19 protein-coding genes are annotated in these 15,508 nt (G+C 69.5%); 7 read left to right on the top strand and 12 right to left on the bottom strand.

The features are described 5' to 3' along the window. Window positions 1-163: 163 nt before the first annotated feature. On the top strand, window positions 164-700 hold the full coding sequence (locus JOF29_RS22260; RefSeq protein WP_209696424.1) for a GNAT family N-acetyltransferase: 537 nt from the start codon (window positions 164-166) through the stop codon (window positions 698-700). On the opposite strand, the gene JOF29_RS43450 is transcribed toward JOF29_RS22260, so the two are convergent. Further along, the gene (locus JOF29_RS43450; RefSeq protein ID WP_245359372.1) at window positions 646-888 is read right to left on the bottom strand and encodes a hypothetical protein; all 243 of its coding nucleotides are present in this window, start codon (window positions 886-888) and stop codon (window positions 646-648) included. The genes JOF29_RS22260 and JOF29_RS43450 overlap by 55 nt on opposite strands. A 2-nt stretch (window positions 889-890) precedes the next feature. Here JOF29_RS43450 and JOF29_RS43445 point away from each other — a divergent pair, with 2 nt between their 5' ends. Both JOF29_RS43445 and clpB read left to right on the top strand, forming a co-directional pair. Then, the gene (locus JOF29_RS43445) at window positions 891-1,163 is read left to right on the top strand and encodes a response regulator transcription factor (protein WP_307863600.1); all 273 of its coding nucleotides are present in this window, start codon (window positions 891-893) and stop codon (window positions 1,161-1,163) included. A 110-nt stretch (window positions 1,164-1,273) separates the two neighbouring features. Then, entirely contained in the window at window positions 1,274-3,859 is a 2,586-nt protein-coding gene (clpB, locus tag JOF29_RS22250; protein ID WP_209696423.1) for an ATP-dependent chaperone ClpB, read from the top strand. 34 nt (window positions 3,860-3,893) lie between these two features. Here clpB and JOF29_RS22245 read toward each other — a convergent pair whose 3' ends face one another. After that, window positions 3,894-4,448: a dihydrofolate reductase family protein gene (locus tag JOF29_RS22245; RefSeq protein ID WP_209696422.1), complete on the bottom strand. Its 555-nt coding sequence runs from the start codon at window positions 4,446-4,448 to the stop codon at window positions 3,894-3,896. Window positions 4,449-4,557: 109 nt separating this feature from the next. Here JOF29_RS22245 and JOF29_RS22240 point away from each other — a divergent pair, with 109 nt between their 5' ends. Further along, on the top strand, window positions 4,558-5,007 hold the full coding sequence (locus JOF29_RS22240; protein WP_209696421.1) for a hypothetical protein: 450 nt from the start codon (window positions 4,558-4,560) through the stop codon (window positions 5,005-5,007). Here the strand turns inward: JOF29_RS22240 and JOF29_RS22235 are convergent. Next, window positions 5,004-6,152 (bottom strand): pyridoxal phosphate-dependent aminotransferase, encoded by a 1,149-nt coding sequence (locus JOF29_RS22235; RefSeq protein WP_209696420.1) that lies wholly within the window; start codon window positions 6,150-6,152, stop codon window positions 5,004-5,006. The two genes, JOF29_RS22240 and JOF29_RS22235, sit on opposite strands and share 4 nt — an antisense overlap. Window positions 6,153-6,155: 3 nt before the next feature. Further along, window positions 6,156-6,587, bottom strand: a complete 432-nt coding sequence (locus JOF29_RS22230) for a MarR family winged helix-turn-helix transcriptional regulator (RefSeq protein WP_209696419.1) — start codon at window positions 6,585-6,587, stop codon at window positions 6,156-6,158. A gap of 145 nt (window positions 6,588-6,732) precedes the next feature. Here JOF29_RS22230 and JOF29_RS22225 point away from each other — a divergent pair, with 145 nt between their 5' ends. Next, window positions 6,733-8,280 carry an MFS transporter gene (locus JOF29_RS22225; protein ID WP_209696418.1) on the top strand — a complete coding sequence of 516 codons (1,548 nt, stop codon included), beginning with the start codon at window positions 6,733-6,735 and terminating at the stop codon, window positions 8,278-8,280. Window positions 8,281-8,300: 20 nt separating this feature from the next. On the opposite strand, the gene JOF29_RS43440 is transcribed toward JOF29_RS22225, so the two are convergent. The 5 genes from JOF29_RS43440 to JOF29_RS22205 all read right to left on the bottom strand — a co-directional run bounded on the left by JOF29_RS43440 (window position 8,301) and on the right by JOF29_RS22205 (window position 12,199). After that, window positions 8,301-8,672: a hypothetical protein gene (locus tag JOF29_RS43440; protein WP_245359370.1), complete on the bottom strand. Its 372-nt coding sequence runs from the start codon at window positions 8,670-8,672 to the stop codon at window positions 8,301-8,303. Between the two features lie 50 nt (window positions 8,673-8,722). Next, the gene (locus JOF29_RS22220; protein WP_245359369.1) at window positions 8,723-10,231 is read right to left on the bottom strand and encodes a glycosyl hydrolase family 28-related protein; all 1,509 of its coding nucleotides are present in this window, start codon (window positions 10,229-10,231) and stop codon (window positions 8,723-8,725) included. A gap of 72 nt (window positions 10,232-10,303) precedes the next feature. Then, window positions 10,304-10,771, bottom strand: coding sequence for a GNAT family N-acetyltransferase (locus JOF29_RS22215; protein ID WP_209696417.1), 468 nt, complete (start codon window positions 10,769-10,771; stop codon window positions 10,304-10,306). Continuing rightward, window positions 10,768-11,466: a FadR/GntR family transcriptional regulator gene (locus JOF29_RS22210; protein WP_209696416.1), complete on the bottom strand. Its 699-nt coding sequence runs from the start codon at window positions 11,464-11,466 to the stop codon at window positions 10,768-10,770. The genes JOF29_RS22215 and JOF29_RS22210 overlap by 4 nt, the downstream gene beginning before the upstream one ends. A 94-nt stretch (window positions 11,467-11,560) precedes the next feature. Continuing rightward, window positions 11,561-12,199: an HAD-IA family hydrolase gene (locus JOF29_RS22205; protein WP_209696415.1), complete on the bottom strand. Its 639-nt coding sequence runs from the start codon at window positions 12,197-12,199 to the stop codon at window positions 11,561-11,563. Window positions 12,200-12,250: 51 nt separating this feature from the next. Here JOF29_RS22205 and JOF29_RS22200 point away from each other — a divergent pair, with 51 nt between their 5' ends. Continuing rightward, window positions 12,251-13,018, top strand: coding sequence for an SDR family NAD(P)-dependent oxidoreductase (locus tag JOF29_RS22200; RefSeq protein WP_209696414.1), 768 nt, complete (start codon window positions 12,251-12,253; stop codon window positions 13,016-13,018). Here the strand turns inward: JOF29_RS22200 and JOF29_RS22195 are convergent. Then, window positions 12,983-13,597 (bottom strand): TetR/AcrR family transcriptional regulator, encoded by a 615-nt coding sequence (locus JOF29_RS22195; protein ID WP_209696413.1) that lies wholly within the window; start codon window positions 13,595-13,597, stop codon window positions 12,983-12,985. The genes JOF29_RS22200 and JOF29_RS22195 overlap by 36 nt on opposite strands. A 73-nt stretch (window positions 13,598-13,670) precedes the next feature. Here JOF29_RS22195 and JOF29_RS22190 point away from each other — a divergent pair, with 73 nt between their 5' ends. Then, on the top strand, window positions 13,671-14,348 hold the full coding sequence (locus JOF29_RS22190; protein ID WP_209696412.1) for an NAD(P)-dependent oxidoreductase: 678 nt from the start codon (window positions 13,671-13,673) through the stop codon (window positions 14,346-14,348). Here the strand turns inward: JOF29_RS22190 and JOF29_RS22185 are convergent. Further along, window positions 14,345-15,256 carry a LysR family transcriptional regulator gene (locus tag JOF29_RS22185; protein ID WP_209696411.1) on the bottom strand — a complete coding sequence of 304 codons (912 nt, stop codon included), beginning with the start codon at window positions 15,254-15,256 and terminating at the stop codon, window positions 14,345-14,347. The genes JOF29_RS22190 and JOF29_RS22185 overlap by 4 nt on opposite strands. Next, complete coding sequence (locus tag JOF29_RS22180) at window positions 15,213-15,431, bottom strand: hypothetical protein (protein WP_209696410.1); 219 nt, start codon at window positions 15,429-15,431, stop codon at window positions 15,213-15,215. The genes JOF29_RS22185 and JOF29_RS22180 overlap by 44 nt, the downstream gene beginning before the upstream one ends. Between the last annotated feature and the right edge of the window lie 77 nt (window positions 15,432-15,508).

The raw sequence follows: 15,508 nt of genomic DNA, 5'->3' as shown, positions 1-15,508 counted from the left end.
TGGAGGTCGTCGTTCCCCCTCGACGCCTCCGCAAGTCGAAGGTGCGCCACCCCCCGGCGCCCTTCGGCCACCGCAGGGTGGTCCGTTCCAGGACCGCCCTGCGGTTCTCTCGTTCACCCGTCGTTTCTGTTGTCTGCTGCGGCCGACCGCATACCCTGGCCAGGTGACCCTGAAGCTGGAGACGGACCGGCTCGTGATCCGGGACTGGGAGGAAGACGACGCCGACGCCGCGCTGGAGATCTACGGCTCCGCCGACGTGGCGCCCTGGCTGTCACCGGCCATCGAGAAGGTGCCGGACGCCACAACCATGCGTTTGATCCTGCACTCCTGGATCGAGGCCCAGCCGAACTTCGTGGTCCCGGCCGGCCGCTGGGCGGTCGCCCGCAAGGACGACGGTGAGGTCGTCGGCGCGCTGCTGATCCGGTTGCTCCCGCCGTACGAGGAGGATCTGGAGATCGGCTGGCAGCTCCGGCCGAGCGCCTGGGGTCACGGGTACGCGACCGAGGCGAGCCGGGGGCTGCTGCGCTGGGCGTTCAGCGGCGGCGAGGTGGACGAGCTGTTCGCCGTCGCCCGGCCGCACAACAAGCGCGCGATCGCGACCGCGAAACGCCTCGGCATGGAGTGGGTCGGCGAGACCGACAAGTACTACGACCTCAATCTCCAGGTGTACCGCATCCGCGCCTCCGACTTCCGCGCCTGACCGATCAGCCCGACGGCGCAGAGCAGGTACGCGTTCGCGATCACGGACTGTACGGCGTTGTAGTGGAACTCCTGGTCGTGCGCGAACGGCAGCCACCACGGCAGCCCGGTCACGAAGACCGCGTCGAAATGCAGACCGCGGCCAGCCGGCGGGCGATCAGCAGTCCGGCGACGCGCTGCTCGCGCCACCGGTGACCCGGCGGCTGATCGACCGCTTCGCCGAGAACCATGTCGGCCCGGAGCAGGTCGCGAAACTCGACGTACTGACCGCGCGGGAGCGGGAGATCCTGGTCCTGGTTGCCAAGGGCAACTCGAACGCCGAGATCGCCGCTGACCTGCACCTGACCGACCACACGGTGAAGACGCACGTCAGCCGGATGCTCGCCAAGACCGGTACCCGGGACCGCGTCCAGGCCGTCATCCTCGCCTACAACGCCGGCCTGGTGACCGCCGGCCGCGGCTGAGAACCCTGGTTCGGCCCTGAGATTTTCCAGAGTTGAGTGGAATGGACTCAAGTTTGGATAAGTTGTGTCTAGTGACCGTTTTGTCGCTGGAAACGAAAGGCTGGAACTAGATGGACGTTCAACGGTTGACGACGCTGGCCCGGGAAACCCTGTCGGTCGCGATCCGTCAGACGTCCGCGGCGGGCAACCCGACCGTGGAACCGATTCACCTGCTGTCCGCGCTGCTCGCGCAGCCCGAGGGTACGACGATCGGCCTGCTCGAGGCGGCCGGTGGCGACCCCGACGCGGTCCGCCGGAAGACCGCCGAGCAGCTGAGCCGGCTGCCGAAGGCGAGCGGCGGCAGCGTGCAGGCGCCGAGCCTGTCGCCGAAGACCGGCGACGTGCTGAACCAGGCGGAGCAGCGGGCGCTCGGGCTAGGCGATGAATACGTATCCACCGAGCACCTGCTGATCGCGCTCGCGGCCGTCGAGGGCGCTGCGCAGAGTGCGCTCGGTGTGACGGCGGACGCCCTGCTGACCGCGTTCGGCGAGATGCGCGGCAACCGGCGGATCACCTCTCCGGAGGCCGAGGGCACCACCAAGAGCCTGGAGAAGTACGGCGTCGACCTGACCGAGCGCGCCAAGGACGGCAAGCTCGACCCGGTGATCGGCCGGGACACCGAGATCCGGCGCGTCGTCCAGGTGCTGTCCCGCCGTACCAAGAACAACCCGGTGCTGATCGGTGAGCCCGGCGTCGGCAAGACCGCCGTCGTCGAGGGGCTGGCCCAGCGGATCATCGCGGGCGACGTACCCGAGTCGCTGCGCGGTCGCCGGCTGATCAGCCTCGACCTCGGCGCGATGGTCGCTGGTGCGAAGTACCGCGGTGAGTTCGAGGAGCGGCTGAAGGCGGTGCTGACCGAGATCAAGGAGTCCGACGGTCAGATCATCACGTTCATCGACGAGCTGCACACGGTCGTCGGCGCCGGTGCGTCCGGCGAGGGCGCGATGGACGCCGGGAACATGCTGAAGCCGATGCTGGCCCGCGGCGAGCTGCGGATGATCGGTGCCACCACGCTCGACGAGTACCGGACGCGGATCGAGAAGGACCCCGCGCTGGAGCGCCGTTTCCAGCAGGTGTTCGTCGGTGAGCCGTCGGTCGAGGACTCGATCGCGATCCTGCGCGGCCTGAAGGAGCGCTACGAGGCGCACCACAAGGTCGCGATCTCCGACTCGGCGCTGGTCGCTGCGGCGACGCTGTCCAACCGGTACATCACCGGCCGGCAGCTGCCCGACAAGGCGATCGACCTGGTCGACGAGGCCGCGTCCCGGCTGCGGATGGAGATCGACTCGTCCCCGGTCGAGATCGACTCGCTGCGGCGTACCGTCGACCGGCTGAAGATGGAGGAGCTCGCGTTGTCCCGCGAGGACGACGCCTCGTCCCAGGAGCGGCTGGAGCGGCTGCGCGCCGACCTCGCGGACCGCGAGGAGGAGCTGCGCGCGCTCGAGGCCCGCTGGGAGCGGGAGAAGTCCGGCCTGAACCGGGTCGGTGAGATCAAGGAGCGGATCGACGAGCTGCGCGGCCAGGCCGAGCGTGCCCAGCGCGACGGCGACCTGGAGACCGCGGCCCGGATCCTGTACGGCGAGATCCCGCAACTCACCAAGGAGCTCGAGGAGGCCGACGCCGAGGAAGAGGTTGCCGAAGGCCCCGAAGCGATGGTGAACGAGGAGGTCGGCCCGACCGAGATCGCCGAGGTGATCGCGATGTGGACCGGCATCCCGACCGGCCGGCTGCTCGAGGGCGAGACCGGCAAGCTGCTCCGGATGGAGGACGAGCTCGCGCACCGGCTGATCGGTCAGCGCGAGGCGGTCAAGGCCGTGAGTGACGCCGTACGGCGGGCTCGGGCCGGCATCTCCGACCCGGACCGGCCGACCGGATCGTTCCTGTTCCTCGGCCCGACCGGTGTGGGCAAGACCGAGCTGGCGAAGGCGCTCGCGGACTTCCTGTTCGACGACGAGCGGGCGATGGTCCGGATCGACATGTCGGAGTACGGCGAGAAGCACAGCGTCGCGCGGCTGGTCGGCGCCCCGCCCGGGTACGTCGGGTACGAGGAGGGCGGCCAGCTCACCGAGGCAGTGCGGCGCCGTCCGTACTCGGTGATCCTGCTGGACGAGGTGGAGAAGGCGCACCCCGAGGTCTTCGACATCCTCCTGCAGGTGCTGGACGACGGCCGGCTGACCGACGGCCAGGGTCGTACGGTCGACTTCCGGAACGTGATCCTGATCCTGACCAGCAACCTGGGTTCGGCGTACCTGGCCGACATGTCGCTGGACGACAAGGTCAAGCGCGACCAGGTGATGGCGGTGGTGCGGCAGTCGTTCAAGCCGGAGTTCATCAACCGGCTGGACGAGATCGTGCTGTTCGACGCGCTCGGCAGCGAGGAGCTGACGCAGATCGTCGGGCTGCAGATCGACTCGCTGCAGAAGCGGCTCGCCGACCGGCGGATCACCCTGGACGTCGACGAAGGCGCGATGGAGTGGCTGGCGATGACCGGGTACGACCCGGTGTACGGCGCCCGTCCGCTGCGCCGGCTGGTGCAGTCCGCGATCGGCGACGAGCTCGCCCGCGGCCTGCTGGACGGCTCGATCCGCGACGGCGAGACCGTCCGGGTGACGCTCAACGAGTCCAAGGACGCGCTGGACGTGTCCGCCGCACGATGACTGGAGGGGCCCGGTTCTGCCGGGCCCCTTCCGTCTATACGGCTTCGTAGCCGAGCGCGATGACACCCGACGGCAGGGTGTCCTGCTGGACCAGCTTAAGCTCGGTGCGTGGTCCGGACAGCTTCGTCCCGGTGCCGAGCACGATCGGGTGCAGCATGATGTCCAGCTGGTCGACCAGGCCGTTCTCCAGCAGGGTGTGCAGCAGCGCCGGGTTGCCGTACATCATGATGTCGCCACCGTCCTCCTCCTCCTTGATCCGCTTGAGCGCCGCGATCGCGTCGCCCTCCAGGAGCGTCGCGTTCCAGGTCAGCTCGCCGGTCAAGGTGCTGGAGGCAACAAGTTTGGGCAGCTCGCGGAGCCGGTCGGCGTACGGCCCGTCCGCGGCACCCCAGGCGGCCGCGAACATCTCATAGGTACGGCGCCCGCACAGGAAGTAGTCGCACGACGCCAGCTTCTCGATGGACCGCCGGACCGCCTCCTCTCCGAAGTACGGCTGCGCCCAGCCGCCGAACGACGTACCGCCGAAACCTCCCGGATCCTCCACCACACCGTCGAGCGTCATCAGCGTCGAAGCGATGATCTTGCGCATGATTCTCCTCTCGTTGTCTGTGTAGACCGGGCACAGCCGGGAAAGGAATCGGTCCGGCTTGGGTGATCTGGGAGGATCGAGGGACACGGGGGTCGTGGAAGGAAGGTCGATGACAGGGCAACGCGGTGACGAACCGGGGCCGTACAGCGGGTTGTTCGGTAGCGTTCCGGACTCGTACAGCTACCGCCCGGCCGTCCGGCCGAAACAGGTGACGATCGCCGCGGTCATGTCCGCCGGGCTGGGCGCGATGTGCCTGTTGCTCGCCGTCCTCACGCTGACCTCCGCGGGCGGTCCGATCTCCGAAGTGCTCACCGGCTCCCGAGACAACACCCCGGTCGCGGTCGCGGCGGCGCTGGTCTGCGCGTTCATCTACCTGGTCCCGGCGATCTACCTCCGCAAGCGGTACGCGTGGGCGCGGTACGTGCTGATCGCGGTCGCCGCGATGGGCATCGCCGGCGGCCTGATGGCCCTGCCCGCGAGCCTGCTCGGGCTGGCCATCCACGTCACCTTGCTGATCCTGATGCTGCAGCGCCCCACCAAACTCTGGTTCCAGCGCTAGAGCTTCTGCAGGCGGATGAGGGCTTCCTGGAGGACTTCGGGGCGTTTGCAGAAGGCCCAGCGGACCAGGGGTTTGCCGGCTTCGGTGTTGTCGTAGAAGACCTGGTGGGGGATGGCCACGACGCCGGCGCGTTCGGGGAGCTGGCGGCAGAAGTCGATGCCGTCGGTGTAGCCGAGCGGGCGGATGTCGGTGGTGATGAAGTACGTGGCAGCCGGGCGGTGGACCTCGAAGCCGAACTCGCCGAGGCCGTCGGCGAGCAGGTCGCGGCGGGACCGCAGGCCGGCGCGCAGGCCGTCGTAGTAGTCGTTGCCGAGGGCAAGCGCATCGGCGACGGCGGGCTGAAACGGGGCGCCGGAGACGTAGGTCAGGAACTGCTTCGCGGTGTTCACCGCGGTCACCACCTCGGGCGAACCGGTGACCCACCCGATCTTCCACCCGGTGACCGCGAACGTCTTCCCGGCGCTGCTGATCGACACGGTCCGGTCGGCCATCCCGTCGTACGACGCCAGCGGCCGGTGCGTGCCGTCGTACACCAGGTGTTCGTAGACCTCGTCCGTGATCACGACCAGGTCGTGCTCGAGGGCGACCGCGCAGATCCCGCGCAGTTCCTCGTCGGTGAGGACGGTGCCGGTCGGGTTGTGCGGTGAGTTGATCAGCAGCACCTTCGTCCGTGGCGTGACCGCGGCGCGCAGCTCGTCGAGATCCAGCCGGTACGACGGGGCGCGCAACGTGACCGGTACCCGGCGGCCGCCGGCGAACGCGATCCCGGCCGCGTACGAGTCGTAGTACGGCTCGAGCGCGATCACCTCGTCGCCGGGCTCGACGTACGCGAGCAGTGCGGCCGCGATCGCCTCGGTGGCGCCGGTGGTGACCAGGACCTGCGTGCCGGGGTCGTACGCGAGCCCGTAGAACCGCTGCTGGTGGTCGACGATCGCCTGCCGGAGCGCGGGGATGCCGCGACCCGGCGGGTACTGGTTCGCACCGGAGCGGATCGCCGCGATCGCGCCCTCCAGCAACGAGTCCGGCCCGTCCTGGTCCGGGAACCCCTGGCCGAGGTTCACCGACCCGGTCGCCACCGCCAGCGCGGACATCTCCGCGAAGATCGTCGTACCCAGCCCGTCCAACCGCTCAGCGTGTGCGCGCATCCCTCAACCCTCGACTGCGGTGACCATGTGTGCAAGCCAGGCGCGCGCGGTGGCGCGGTCGGTCTTGCTGAAGGCGGCCTCGAGTTCGTTCTCGACCTTGCGGATCGCCGGCGCCGCGTCGGCCAGCCGGCGTTCGCCGCCCGCGGTGAGGTGCACCTGCTGGGTACGCCGGTCGTTCGGGTTCGGGCGCCGCTCGACGAGCCCGGCGCGCTCCATCCCGGTGATCAGCTCGTTCGCGGACTGCCGCGTCGTGCCGACCACCCGCCCGACCTCGGCGACCGTGAGGCCCGGGGCCTCCCGCACGCAGAGCAGCGTCCCGTACTGCTGCACCGACAGCTCGTGCTCGGCCAGCGCGGCCGCCAACGCCGTCCGCATGCTCAGCCAGGCGTGCCGCACCAGAAACGTCACACACCCGGTCTCGTCGTTGGGGTCCATACACCACATTCTGCCCAAGGGGACGTCTGGGGACTCTGCGCCTACTACGCGGAGTCCCCAGACGTCCCCAAGTAGATTGACAGGTTCCTGTCAATCGAGGATGATCGGAAACCTCGTCAGGGTCCTGTCAATTATAGGAGACTTCGTGTCCACCATCGACCCTTCGCGGCAACGCCGCATTCTCGCCATCCTGGTCGTCTCGGCCGTACTGATCTGGATCGACTCGACCGTCCTCGGCATCGCCCTCGAACGCCTCGCCGACCCCGTCGACGGACTCGGCGCCACGCCCGGCCAGCTCCAGTGGGCGGTCGGGATCTACTCGCTGCTGTTCGCCACCGCACTCTTCCTGGCCGGCGCCCTCGGCGACCGGTACGGCCATCGCACCGTGCTGATGACCGGCCTGCTCGTCTTCGGCGCCGCATCCGCCTGGGCCGCCTGGGCGACCGATCCGGTCGGCCTGATCCTGGCCCGAGCCACGATGGGCCTCGGCGGCGCGCTGATCATGCCGACGTCGATGGCGATCATCGGCTGGACGTTCCCACCGGAACGCCGGGCCGGCGCGATCGCGATCTGGTCCTCCTCCGCGGGCGTCGGCGTCGCCGTCGGCCCGGTGCTCGGCGGGCTGCTGATCGACCACTTCTGGTGGGGCTCGGTCTTCACCATCAACCTGCCGATCGTCGCGTTCGGCCTGATCGGCGCGGCCGTCGTACTCCCGAACCCGCGCAGCCCGCAGCGCCGCCGGCTCGACCCGCTCGGCCTCAGCCTGTCCACCCTCGGCCTGCTCGGCCTGTCGTACGGCCTGATCGAAGGCGGTCACCAGGGCGGCTGGGACCGCTGGCAGGTGTGGGCGAGTATCGCGGCCGGTCTGGTCCTGCTCGCCGGGTTCCTGTTCTCGGAATGGCGTGAGCACGAGCCGAGCTTCGACCCGCGGCTGTTCGGCAACCGCCGGTTCGCGGCCGGCAACTTCTCGCTCGCCGCGGTCTTCCTCACCCTGACCGGGCAGAGCTTCTACCTCGCGTTCTACCTCCAGGGCGCCCGCGGGATGAGCGCGCTGCATGCCGGGCTGATGTCGCTACCCAGTGCGGTCGGCGTGATCGTCGGTGCCCCGCTCGGCGCCCGCCTGGCCGCGCGCCTCGGTGTCGCGAAGGTCTCCGGCCCGGCGATCCTCGCCCTCGCGCTGTGCTTCGCCGCCAACCTGCTGTACGACGTGAACACCTCGCTGATCGTCATCGGGATCATCGGCGGACTGGCCGGGCTCGCGATCGGGATGACCGTCGCGCCGACCACCGCGGCCGTGATGGCCACCCTCCCGATGGACCGGATCGGTGCCGGCTCCGCGGTCAGCAACGCCCTCCGCCAGGTGGGCAGCGTGCTCGGGGTCGCCGTACTCGGGACCGTCGTGTCGTCGACGTACCAGCACCGGATCGCCCCGTCGCTGACCGGTCTGCCGAACAGCGACGCCATCGGTACGTCGGCCGAAGCGACCCGGCACGCGGCCGCGCTCCTGCACCGGCCGGACCTGGTGCAGACCGCGAACGACACTTTCGTGCACGCGATGCATGTCGCGGCCGGGGTCGCCGCCGGGTTCGTGCTTACCGGCGCGGTCGTGCTGGCGCTCGCGTTCCGGACCGCCAGGCCATCACAATCGGCCGTCGCGGACGGAGCTGAGCCCGAGCGCGCCGGGATCGGCTGATTGTGATGGCCTGGAGATCCTCAGTTCCAGGGTGATGGCGGCGGTGGCGGTACGACGGCGGGCCGGTCCTCGCACCACGATGCGCCGGTCCAGCCGCCGTCGTTGCCGCCCAGGTCGCGGACCTCGAACTCGGGCGGGCCGTTGAAGTGGAACGTGCCGCAGTTGTTCACGAACGGCGCTCCGACGTTGCGCGCGTCGACGTTCTCGAACGTCGCCCAGCCGCCGACCCGCGCGTTCACGACGTTGGTCCCGGTGCCGTCGACCTTGATGTTGCGGACGGCAACATTCGTGATCGCGTAGTCGTCCTTCACCGGCCAGTCGACGACGAACATCATCGCGTTGTACGTCGAGTCCAGGAACGAGCTGTCGGTGATCTCGATCCGCCCGGACATCGAGGACTGCAACGCGTACAGCCAGATCGCGCCGAGGCCGATGTCCCAGTTCAGGTCCCGCGGACCGTGGTGTTGCGGGCGAACGTCAGCGTCCCCTCGAACGGTGTCGCGTTGAACCGGGACCCGGCGTGCAGCGTGCTGCCCTCGCGGATCGGGTCCGCGACCAGGTTGTCGGTGACCGCGTTGTCGCGGCCGCCGTAGATCGCGATGTCGTTGGCCAGCACCGGCGTCTGCACGGTGTTGTGGTCGTAGACGTTGTCGTGGTTGACCAGGCCGCCGGCGTTGGACTCCGACCACATCGCCAGCCCGTCGTCGCCGCTGTTCCGGACGAAGTTGCCGGTCGCCCGGACGTTCGACACCCCGAGGTGCAGGTTGATGCCGTCGGCCACCGCATCGGTGATCACGTTGTTCTTGATCAGCAGGCCGTCCATCGGACCGTCCAGCCAGATCCCGACCTTGGTGTGGTGCAGGTACAGGTTCTCGATCGTCGAGCCGCCGCCGATCGCGCCGCCGATCCCGTTCACCTGGTCGGTGTCGATGCGCTCGCGGACGTCGCTCTCGATCGCGAAGTCCGACAGGTGTACGCCGGTACTCCCGCCGTCGGCGGCGTACCGGCCGTAGAAGCCGGGCGCGCTGTGCGTGGACTTGTCCGGCGCCGGTTGGGGCAGCGGCAGCACCTTGCCCTTGATGATCGTCCACCAGTTGCCGGCGCCGCGGATCGTCACCTGGTCGACGACGATGTGCCGGTTCACCTGGAACGTGCCGGCCGGGATGAACACCGACCGGCCGAGCTCCTTCGCGGCGGCGATCGTGCGTTCGATCGCGGGCGCCGCGTCCCGCCGTCCGGTCGGGTCGGCGCCGAACAGCCGGACGTCGAGCGAACGCGCCGGCTGCTTCGACGGCGCCTGCACCAGCTCGAAGTCCGCGACGTCGAGGACGGTCCAGGCCGCGGTCGTGCTCCGCGGTACGGCGAACCGCACCTTGTCGCCTGCCTGGTGCGTCCGGTCCAGCAGCACGCGCTGTTCGTCGTAGAAGTGGTTCGGACGGAACGGCTTGGCGACCGGATCGGGTTCGGGCTTCCACCAGCCCGGGGTCGGGTCGACGTTCGGATCGTTCGAGAACGGATACATGCCGTAGAGCCAGGCGTACTGCGACGTCAGGGTCATCGTGCGCTTGTGCTTGCCGTCGACCGTCATGTCCAGTGGCGCGGTGATGCCACCACCGGCCGGCGCGTCCGGGATGCTGTACCGAAGGGTGAACGCATTCGCTGGGCGGGTCAGCGTGAACTCGACGTACTGCGTGGGCTGCAGCCGTACGGCGGTCCGCCCGGAAGCCTCGGCCGGCAGCGTGTACGCGTCCCGCCCCGGGCCGATCTTCACGCCGGTAAAGGTGGCGTTCTCCGCCTCCTGTTCGACGAACGGTACGTCGGCGCCGCGGCCGGTGACGAGCGCGGGATCGAGCCCGGCGCGGGTGATCCGCGGGGCCGGCTGCGCCGCGGCTGGTTGAGCTGTGAGTAGGGCGCCGAGCAGCGCGAGTGTGATCACGTGTGAACGGGACATTGGCGGATCCCCTCCCGGACGAAGTGTCTGGAGGTTATTCAGGCGACGCTTTCAGTGCAAGATCTCGACAGCTTAGAGAAATTTCCGGATCATGAAGACGTCCACTGGGTCTTCACTGTCGACTACGAAGCCGTGCCGTTCGTAGAGGTTGCGGGCTGGGCTTCCTTGCAGGACGTTCAGCCTGACGGTCGCCTGATCCGCATCGGCGGTGGCGAGCACGGTTCCCAGGACCGCGGTGCCGAGGCCCCGGCCCTGATGGCGTGGGTTCAGGTAGAAGTGCTCGAGCCATCGCGCGGCAGTTGCCGGGCGAACCGTGATCGAGCCCGCGAATCCGGTGTCGACCTCGATGATCTGGGTGTGCGCCGGGGAGAACGAGTCGCGGAGGCGTTGCCGGACCCGGTGTGCGTCGTACCGCCCGAGGCGTTCCAGGTCGGGACGCATCACGACGGCGCGGAGCTCGACGAGCGGTTCGAGGTCGGCGGCTGTCGCGGGCCGAAGGGCCCAGTTCAGGGCGGGTCCGGTCGCGGGTGGATGGGTCATGGCAGGGCCGGCCGCGGCTCTGGACGCAGAGCGCGCAGCCAGACCTCGGTCTGGGCGATGTGCGCGGACGCGGCGGTCGCGGCGGCGGCCGGGTCGCGGGTCAGGATCGCGGACAGGATCGCGCGGTGGCCGCGGTCGCTGGTCCGCTTGATCGCGTCGAAGTCGGCGCCCGGCTCGAAGATCCGGTAGTGCCCGCCGCGGCCGCGGATCACCTCGGTGAGCGCGGTGACGGTCGGATTGCCGCCGGCGATGCAGATCAGGCCGTGGAACTCGGCGTCCAGGTGCTGGATCTCGGTCGCGTCGGTGGTCGACTCCAGCCGGTCGAGGACCTTGCCGAGCTGCTCGGCAAGGTCCAGATCCTGGCGGGCGGCCGCGGTCGCGGTGGCGTGTGACTCGAGCACCCGGCGTACCTCGAGCAGTTCGAGGACGCCCTCGAGCGGGATCAGCTCGACCGACAGCGAGAACCGGCTGATGATCGCCGCCGGGTCGAGTGCCGAGACGTACGTCCCCGAGCCGTGCCGGGACTCGATCACGCCGAGCGCACCGAGCGACCGGACCGCCTCCCGCAACGAGCTCCGGGACACCCCCAGGTGGTCGCACAACTCCGGCTCCGGCGGGAACTTCGCCCCCGGCCCGAGCTCCCCGGACGCGATCATCTGCCGCAACCCGGCCAGCGCCTTGTCCGTAGCCGCCATCCCCTCACCTCCTCCCGAAGCGTAAGTCCTCAGACCACTCCTGGTCACCTTTGCCCTCCTTCCGCCTGCCGGCCTCCGGCATTCGAGCGATTCATCAGACGTTTGCTCGAAGGAAGCTCGGCAGGTCAGCGGCCCGCCAGCGGCGCTCGGCCAGCTGCTCGTACGGCGTACCGGCGGTCACCCAGACGGTCGTCATCCCACGCTCGTGCGGCAGCGCGAGGTTCACCTCGAGGTCGTCGAACATCGCCGACCGCGCCGGGTCGACCCCGAACCGGGCGAGGAACGCGTCCAGGCTCTCGGCGTACGGCTTCGGGATCAGCTCGCCGGCGAGGATGTCGAACACGCCGTCGATGTGCTCGGTCAGCCCGAGCCGGGTGAGCACCTGCTCCGCGTGGTACGCCGACCCGTTCGTGTACACGTACCGCCGCCCCGGCAACTCCTCCAGTACGCCGGCCAGCGCCGGGTCAGGGCCGATCACCGAGTAGTCCATCCGGCGCTCGAAGCCGAGGAACTCGTGCGGGTCGATCGTGCCGGTGAGCATCGCGCCGCGCAGCGACGTGCCGTACTCCGCGACCAGCTCGGACTGGATCCGCCGGGCGCCGGGGACGTCGGTCCCGTAGTACTCGGCGATCGTCGACAGGATGCCGTCCGTGAGCTGCACGGCGAGCGCCGATCCGGCCGGGTAGAGGGTGTTGTCGAGATCCAGAACCCAGGTGTCGATGTCCGCCAGCACCCTGCCAATGTAGGTGACACACTGGGTGCGTCATCGACGGAGGGTTGGAGCATGCCGACTGCGCTCGTGACCGGGCCGGCGACCGGGATCGGTCGGGCGTTCGCGGAGAAGCTGGCGGTCGAGGGGTACGACCTCGTGCTGGTTTCCCGCGACGAGGCGCGGCTGAAGGACGTCGCGGCCGAGATCGTGCGGCTGCACGGTGTCGAGTGCGAGGTGCTCGCCGCGGACCTGACCGACGCGGACGACCTGGCCCGGGTCGAGGCACGCTTCCGGACCGGGCCGATCGAAGTGCTCGTGAACAACGCCGGCTTCGGGCAGAAGAAGCCCTTCTGGGAGAACCCGGTCGACGTCGAGGAGAAGCAGCTCGACCTGCTGGTCCGGGTCGTCCTGCGGCTCACGCACGCCGCCGTGCTCCCGATGATCGAACGTGGTTCGGGCGCGGTGATCAACGTGTCCTCGGTCGCCGGCTTCCTGCAGCGGAACATCTACAGCGCGCACAAGTCCTGGGTGACGACCTTCTCCGCCGGGCTGGCGACCGGGCTGCACGCCAAGGGTGTCGCCGTGATGGCGTTGTGCCCGGGGTTCGTGCACACGGAGTTCCACGAGCGGATGGCGATGGACAAGTCGGTCATCCCGTCGTTCATGTGGCTGGACGCGACCGAGCTGGTCGACGCGGCCTGGAAGGACCTGATGCGCGGCAAGCCGATCTCGATCCCGAGCCGTCGGTACAAGCTGATCGCGGCCGCCGCGCGGTTCACGCCGCGGGCGCTGATCGCGCGGGTGTCAACCGTCGGACTTGACGGCCGCCGCCGGCCGTAGCGATTCGTACAGCGTCTTGGTGAGCGCCGCCGCGTACTTGCCGGTCTCCGCGTCCGACGGTGTCGCCCCGGTGTAGTTCACCTCGAACCCACGCTGGAAGCACGCCCCGAACAGCAACGCCGCCGCGGCCGGCACATCGGCGGCACGCCGGATCCGCCCGAGCTTCTGCTCCTCGCGCAGGTAAAGGATCAGGCCCTCCTGCGCGCGGTGCGGGCCGGCGTTCAGCTCCTGCAGGCGGAGCCGGTGCGCGGTCAGCAACTCGCGGGACGAGAACAGCGAGACCAGGATCGGGAAGCCCTCGACGTAGAAGTCGATCGCGATCCGGGCCAGCCGGGTCAGGTTGCCGCGCACCGTCCCGCTGCCGGGGTTGCCGATCAGCTCCTTCAGCGAACCGGGCAGCTGCGGCATCCGTTCGTGCAGGACCGCGAGCAGGATCGCGGACTTGTCCGCGAAGTGCTTGTAGAGCGCGGCCTCGGAGTACCCGGCGACCTGCGCGATCGACCGGGTCGTGGCTCGCGCGTACCCCTGCGTCCGCAGCACGTCCGCGGCCGCGTCCAGGATCTCGTCTCGGGTCCCCATGTCCGCACCCTACCTTGACAGGTTGGTGAGTGTTCACTAACCATGGTGAGTGAGTGTTTACTAACCTGGAGGAATGACGATGAAGCTGGTGGTGTTCGGGGCATCCGGGCGGATCGGGACCGAGCTGGTGTGCCAGGCCGTAGCGGCCGGGCACACGGTCACGGCCGTCGTCCGCGAGGGCTCGACCCTGCAGGTGCCGCTCCCGGAGCTCCGCCTGGTCGCGGCCCGCGCCGGCGTCTCCGGCGGCCTGGTCGAGGTGGTGACCGCCGACGTGCTGGACCCGACGTCGATCGCCCCGGTCCTCGCCGGCCACGACGCCGTACTGTCCGCACTGGGCCCGCGCCCGAAGGGGCCGAGCGACGTCCTGACGTCGAGCGCCCGGAGCACCCTGCAGGCGATGGAGGACAGCGGCGTTCGTCGGTACGTCGTGGTGAGCGTGGCCGGCATCCACACGGGCAACGACGGCCCGGTCACGAAGTACGTCGTGAAACCGCTCATCCAGCGGCTGCTCCGGGAGTCGTTCGCGGACGCCCGCGGGATGGAGGAACTGATCGGCGCGAGCCCACTCGACTGGACGATCGTCTGCCCGCCGCGGTTGACGAACGGCTCTGCGAAAGGGACCTTCCGCAGTAGCACCGAAGGGACCGTCCGGGGCGGCTTCACGATCACCCGCGCGGACGTCGCGACGTACATGCTCAACGCGATCGACGATGCGGCCCTGGTCCGGAGGACCGCGGTGATCTCGAACTAGAGCTTCTCGGCGACCTCGGTGAGGACGGCGAGGGTCGCCGTGATCAGTGGGTGGTCGGCGCGGCTGGTGCGGACGGCGGCGTACACGCGGCGGGTGGGAGCCGGGTCGGGGAGCGGGCGGATCAGGGCGAGGGTCGGGTCGGGTACGGCGAGCCGGGGGACCAGGGAGACGCCGCCGCCGGCCGCGACCAGCGCGGCGACGGCGCGGAAGTCGTCGGACTGGTGGACGATCCGGGGCTGGAAGCCCGCCTGTTCGCAGGCGAGCAGGACGACGTCGCGGATCGGGTTGCCCGGGGCGGGCATCACCCAGTCGTCGTTCGCAAGCGCCGCCAGCTCGATCGCACCCTCCCCGCCGCCCCCGCCGATCAGGGGGTGGGTCGGAGAGAGGACGGCGACGAAGGGTTCGGCGTACAGGGGGATGCGGGTGAGTCGGCGGTCGTCGGGGCGGGGGGAGCCGCGGTGTTCGACGGCGATTGCCAGGTCAGCGTCGCCGTCGAGCAGTTGGGTGATGCCCTGATGGCCTTCGGCGTCCCGGACGACGAGGCTGAGGCCGGGGCTGGTTTCGCGGAGCCGGGTCAGTGCCGGCGCGACCAGCAAGCTGATCGCGGTCGCGAAAGCCGTCACGCGGACCTCGCCGTTCGCGCCGTTCGCATGCAGCCGCATCGCGTCCTCGGCGCGTTCGACCTCGGCGAGGATGGTGTCCGCGTGAGCGAGCAGCAGGCGGCCGGCGGAGGTGATCGACACCCTGCGGCCGCGGCGTTCGAGCAGTTCCTGGCCGACCTCGGTCTCCAGGGCCGCCAGTTGCTGCGAGACCGCCGAGGGTGTCAGGTGCAGCACCTCGGCGGCCGCGGTCACGGTGCCGTGGTCAGCAAGCGCGCGCAACACCCGCAGGCGTCGTACCTCGATCACGGTCCTCAGCTTGGCACACCAGTTCGCGGGGCGGCGTACGGCGTTCGCGCCACCGGATGACGGCGTCGCGGATCGGGTTGCGTTTCGGGACGTGGGGACGCAGCGGGGCGTCCGGCATCGCGGAGTGGGTCTGTTCGTGGATCGACTTGATGACCGAGAACGGGATGTATTGCATGCCTTCGACAGTAGAAATCAGACCGTTGATACGTCCAATGAAAGTTGTGCGCAGAGTTGATGCTTCTGGTGCATGAT

It is taken from the genome of Kribbella aluminosa (assembly GCF_017876295.1).
Classification (GTDB): Bacteria; Actinomycetota; Actinomycetes; order Propionibacteriales; family Kribbellaceae; genus Kribbella; species Kribbella aluminosa.
The sequence above is the reverse complement of the archived record's forward strand: the minus strand, read 5'-3'. Positions and strand labels throughout refer to the sequence as shown.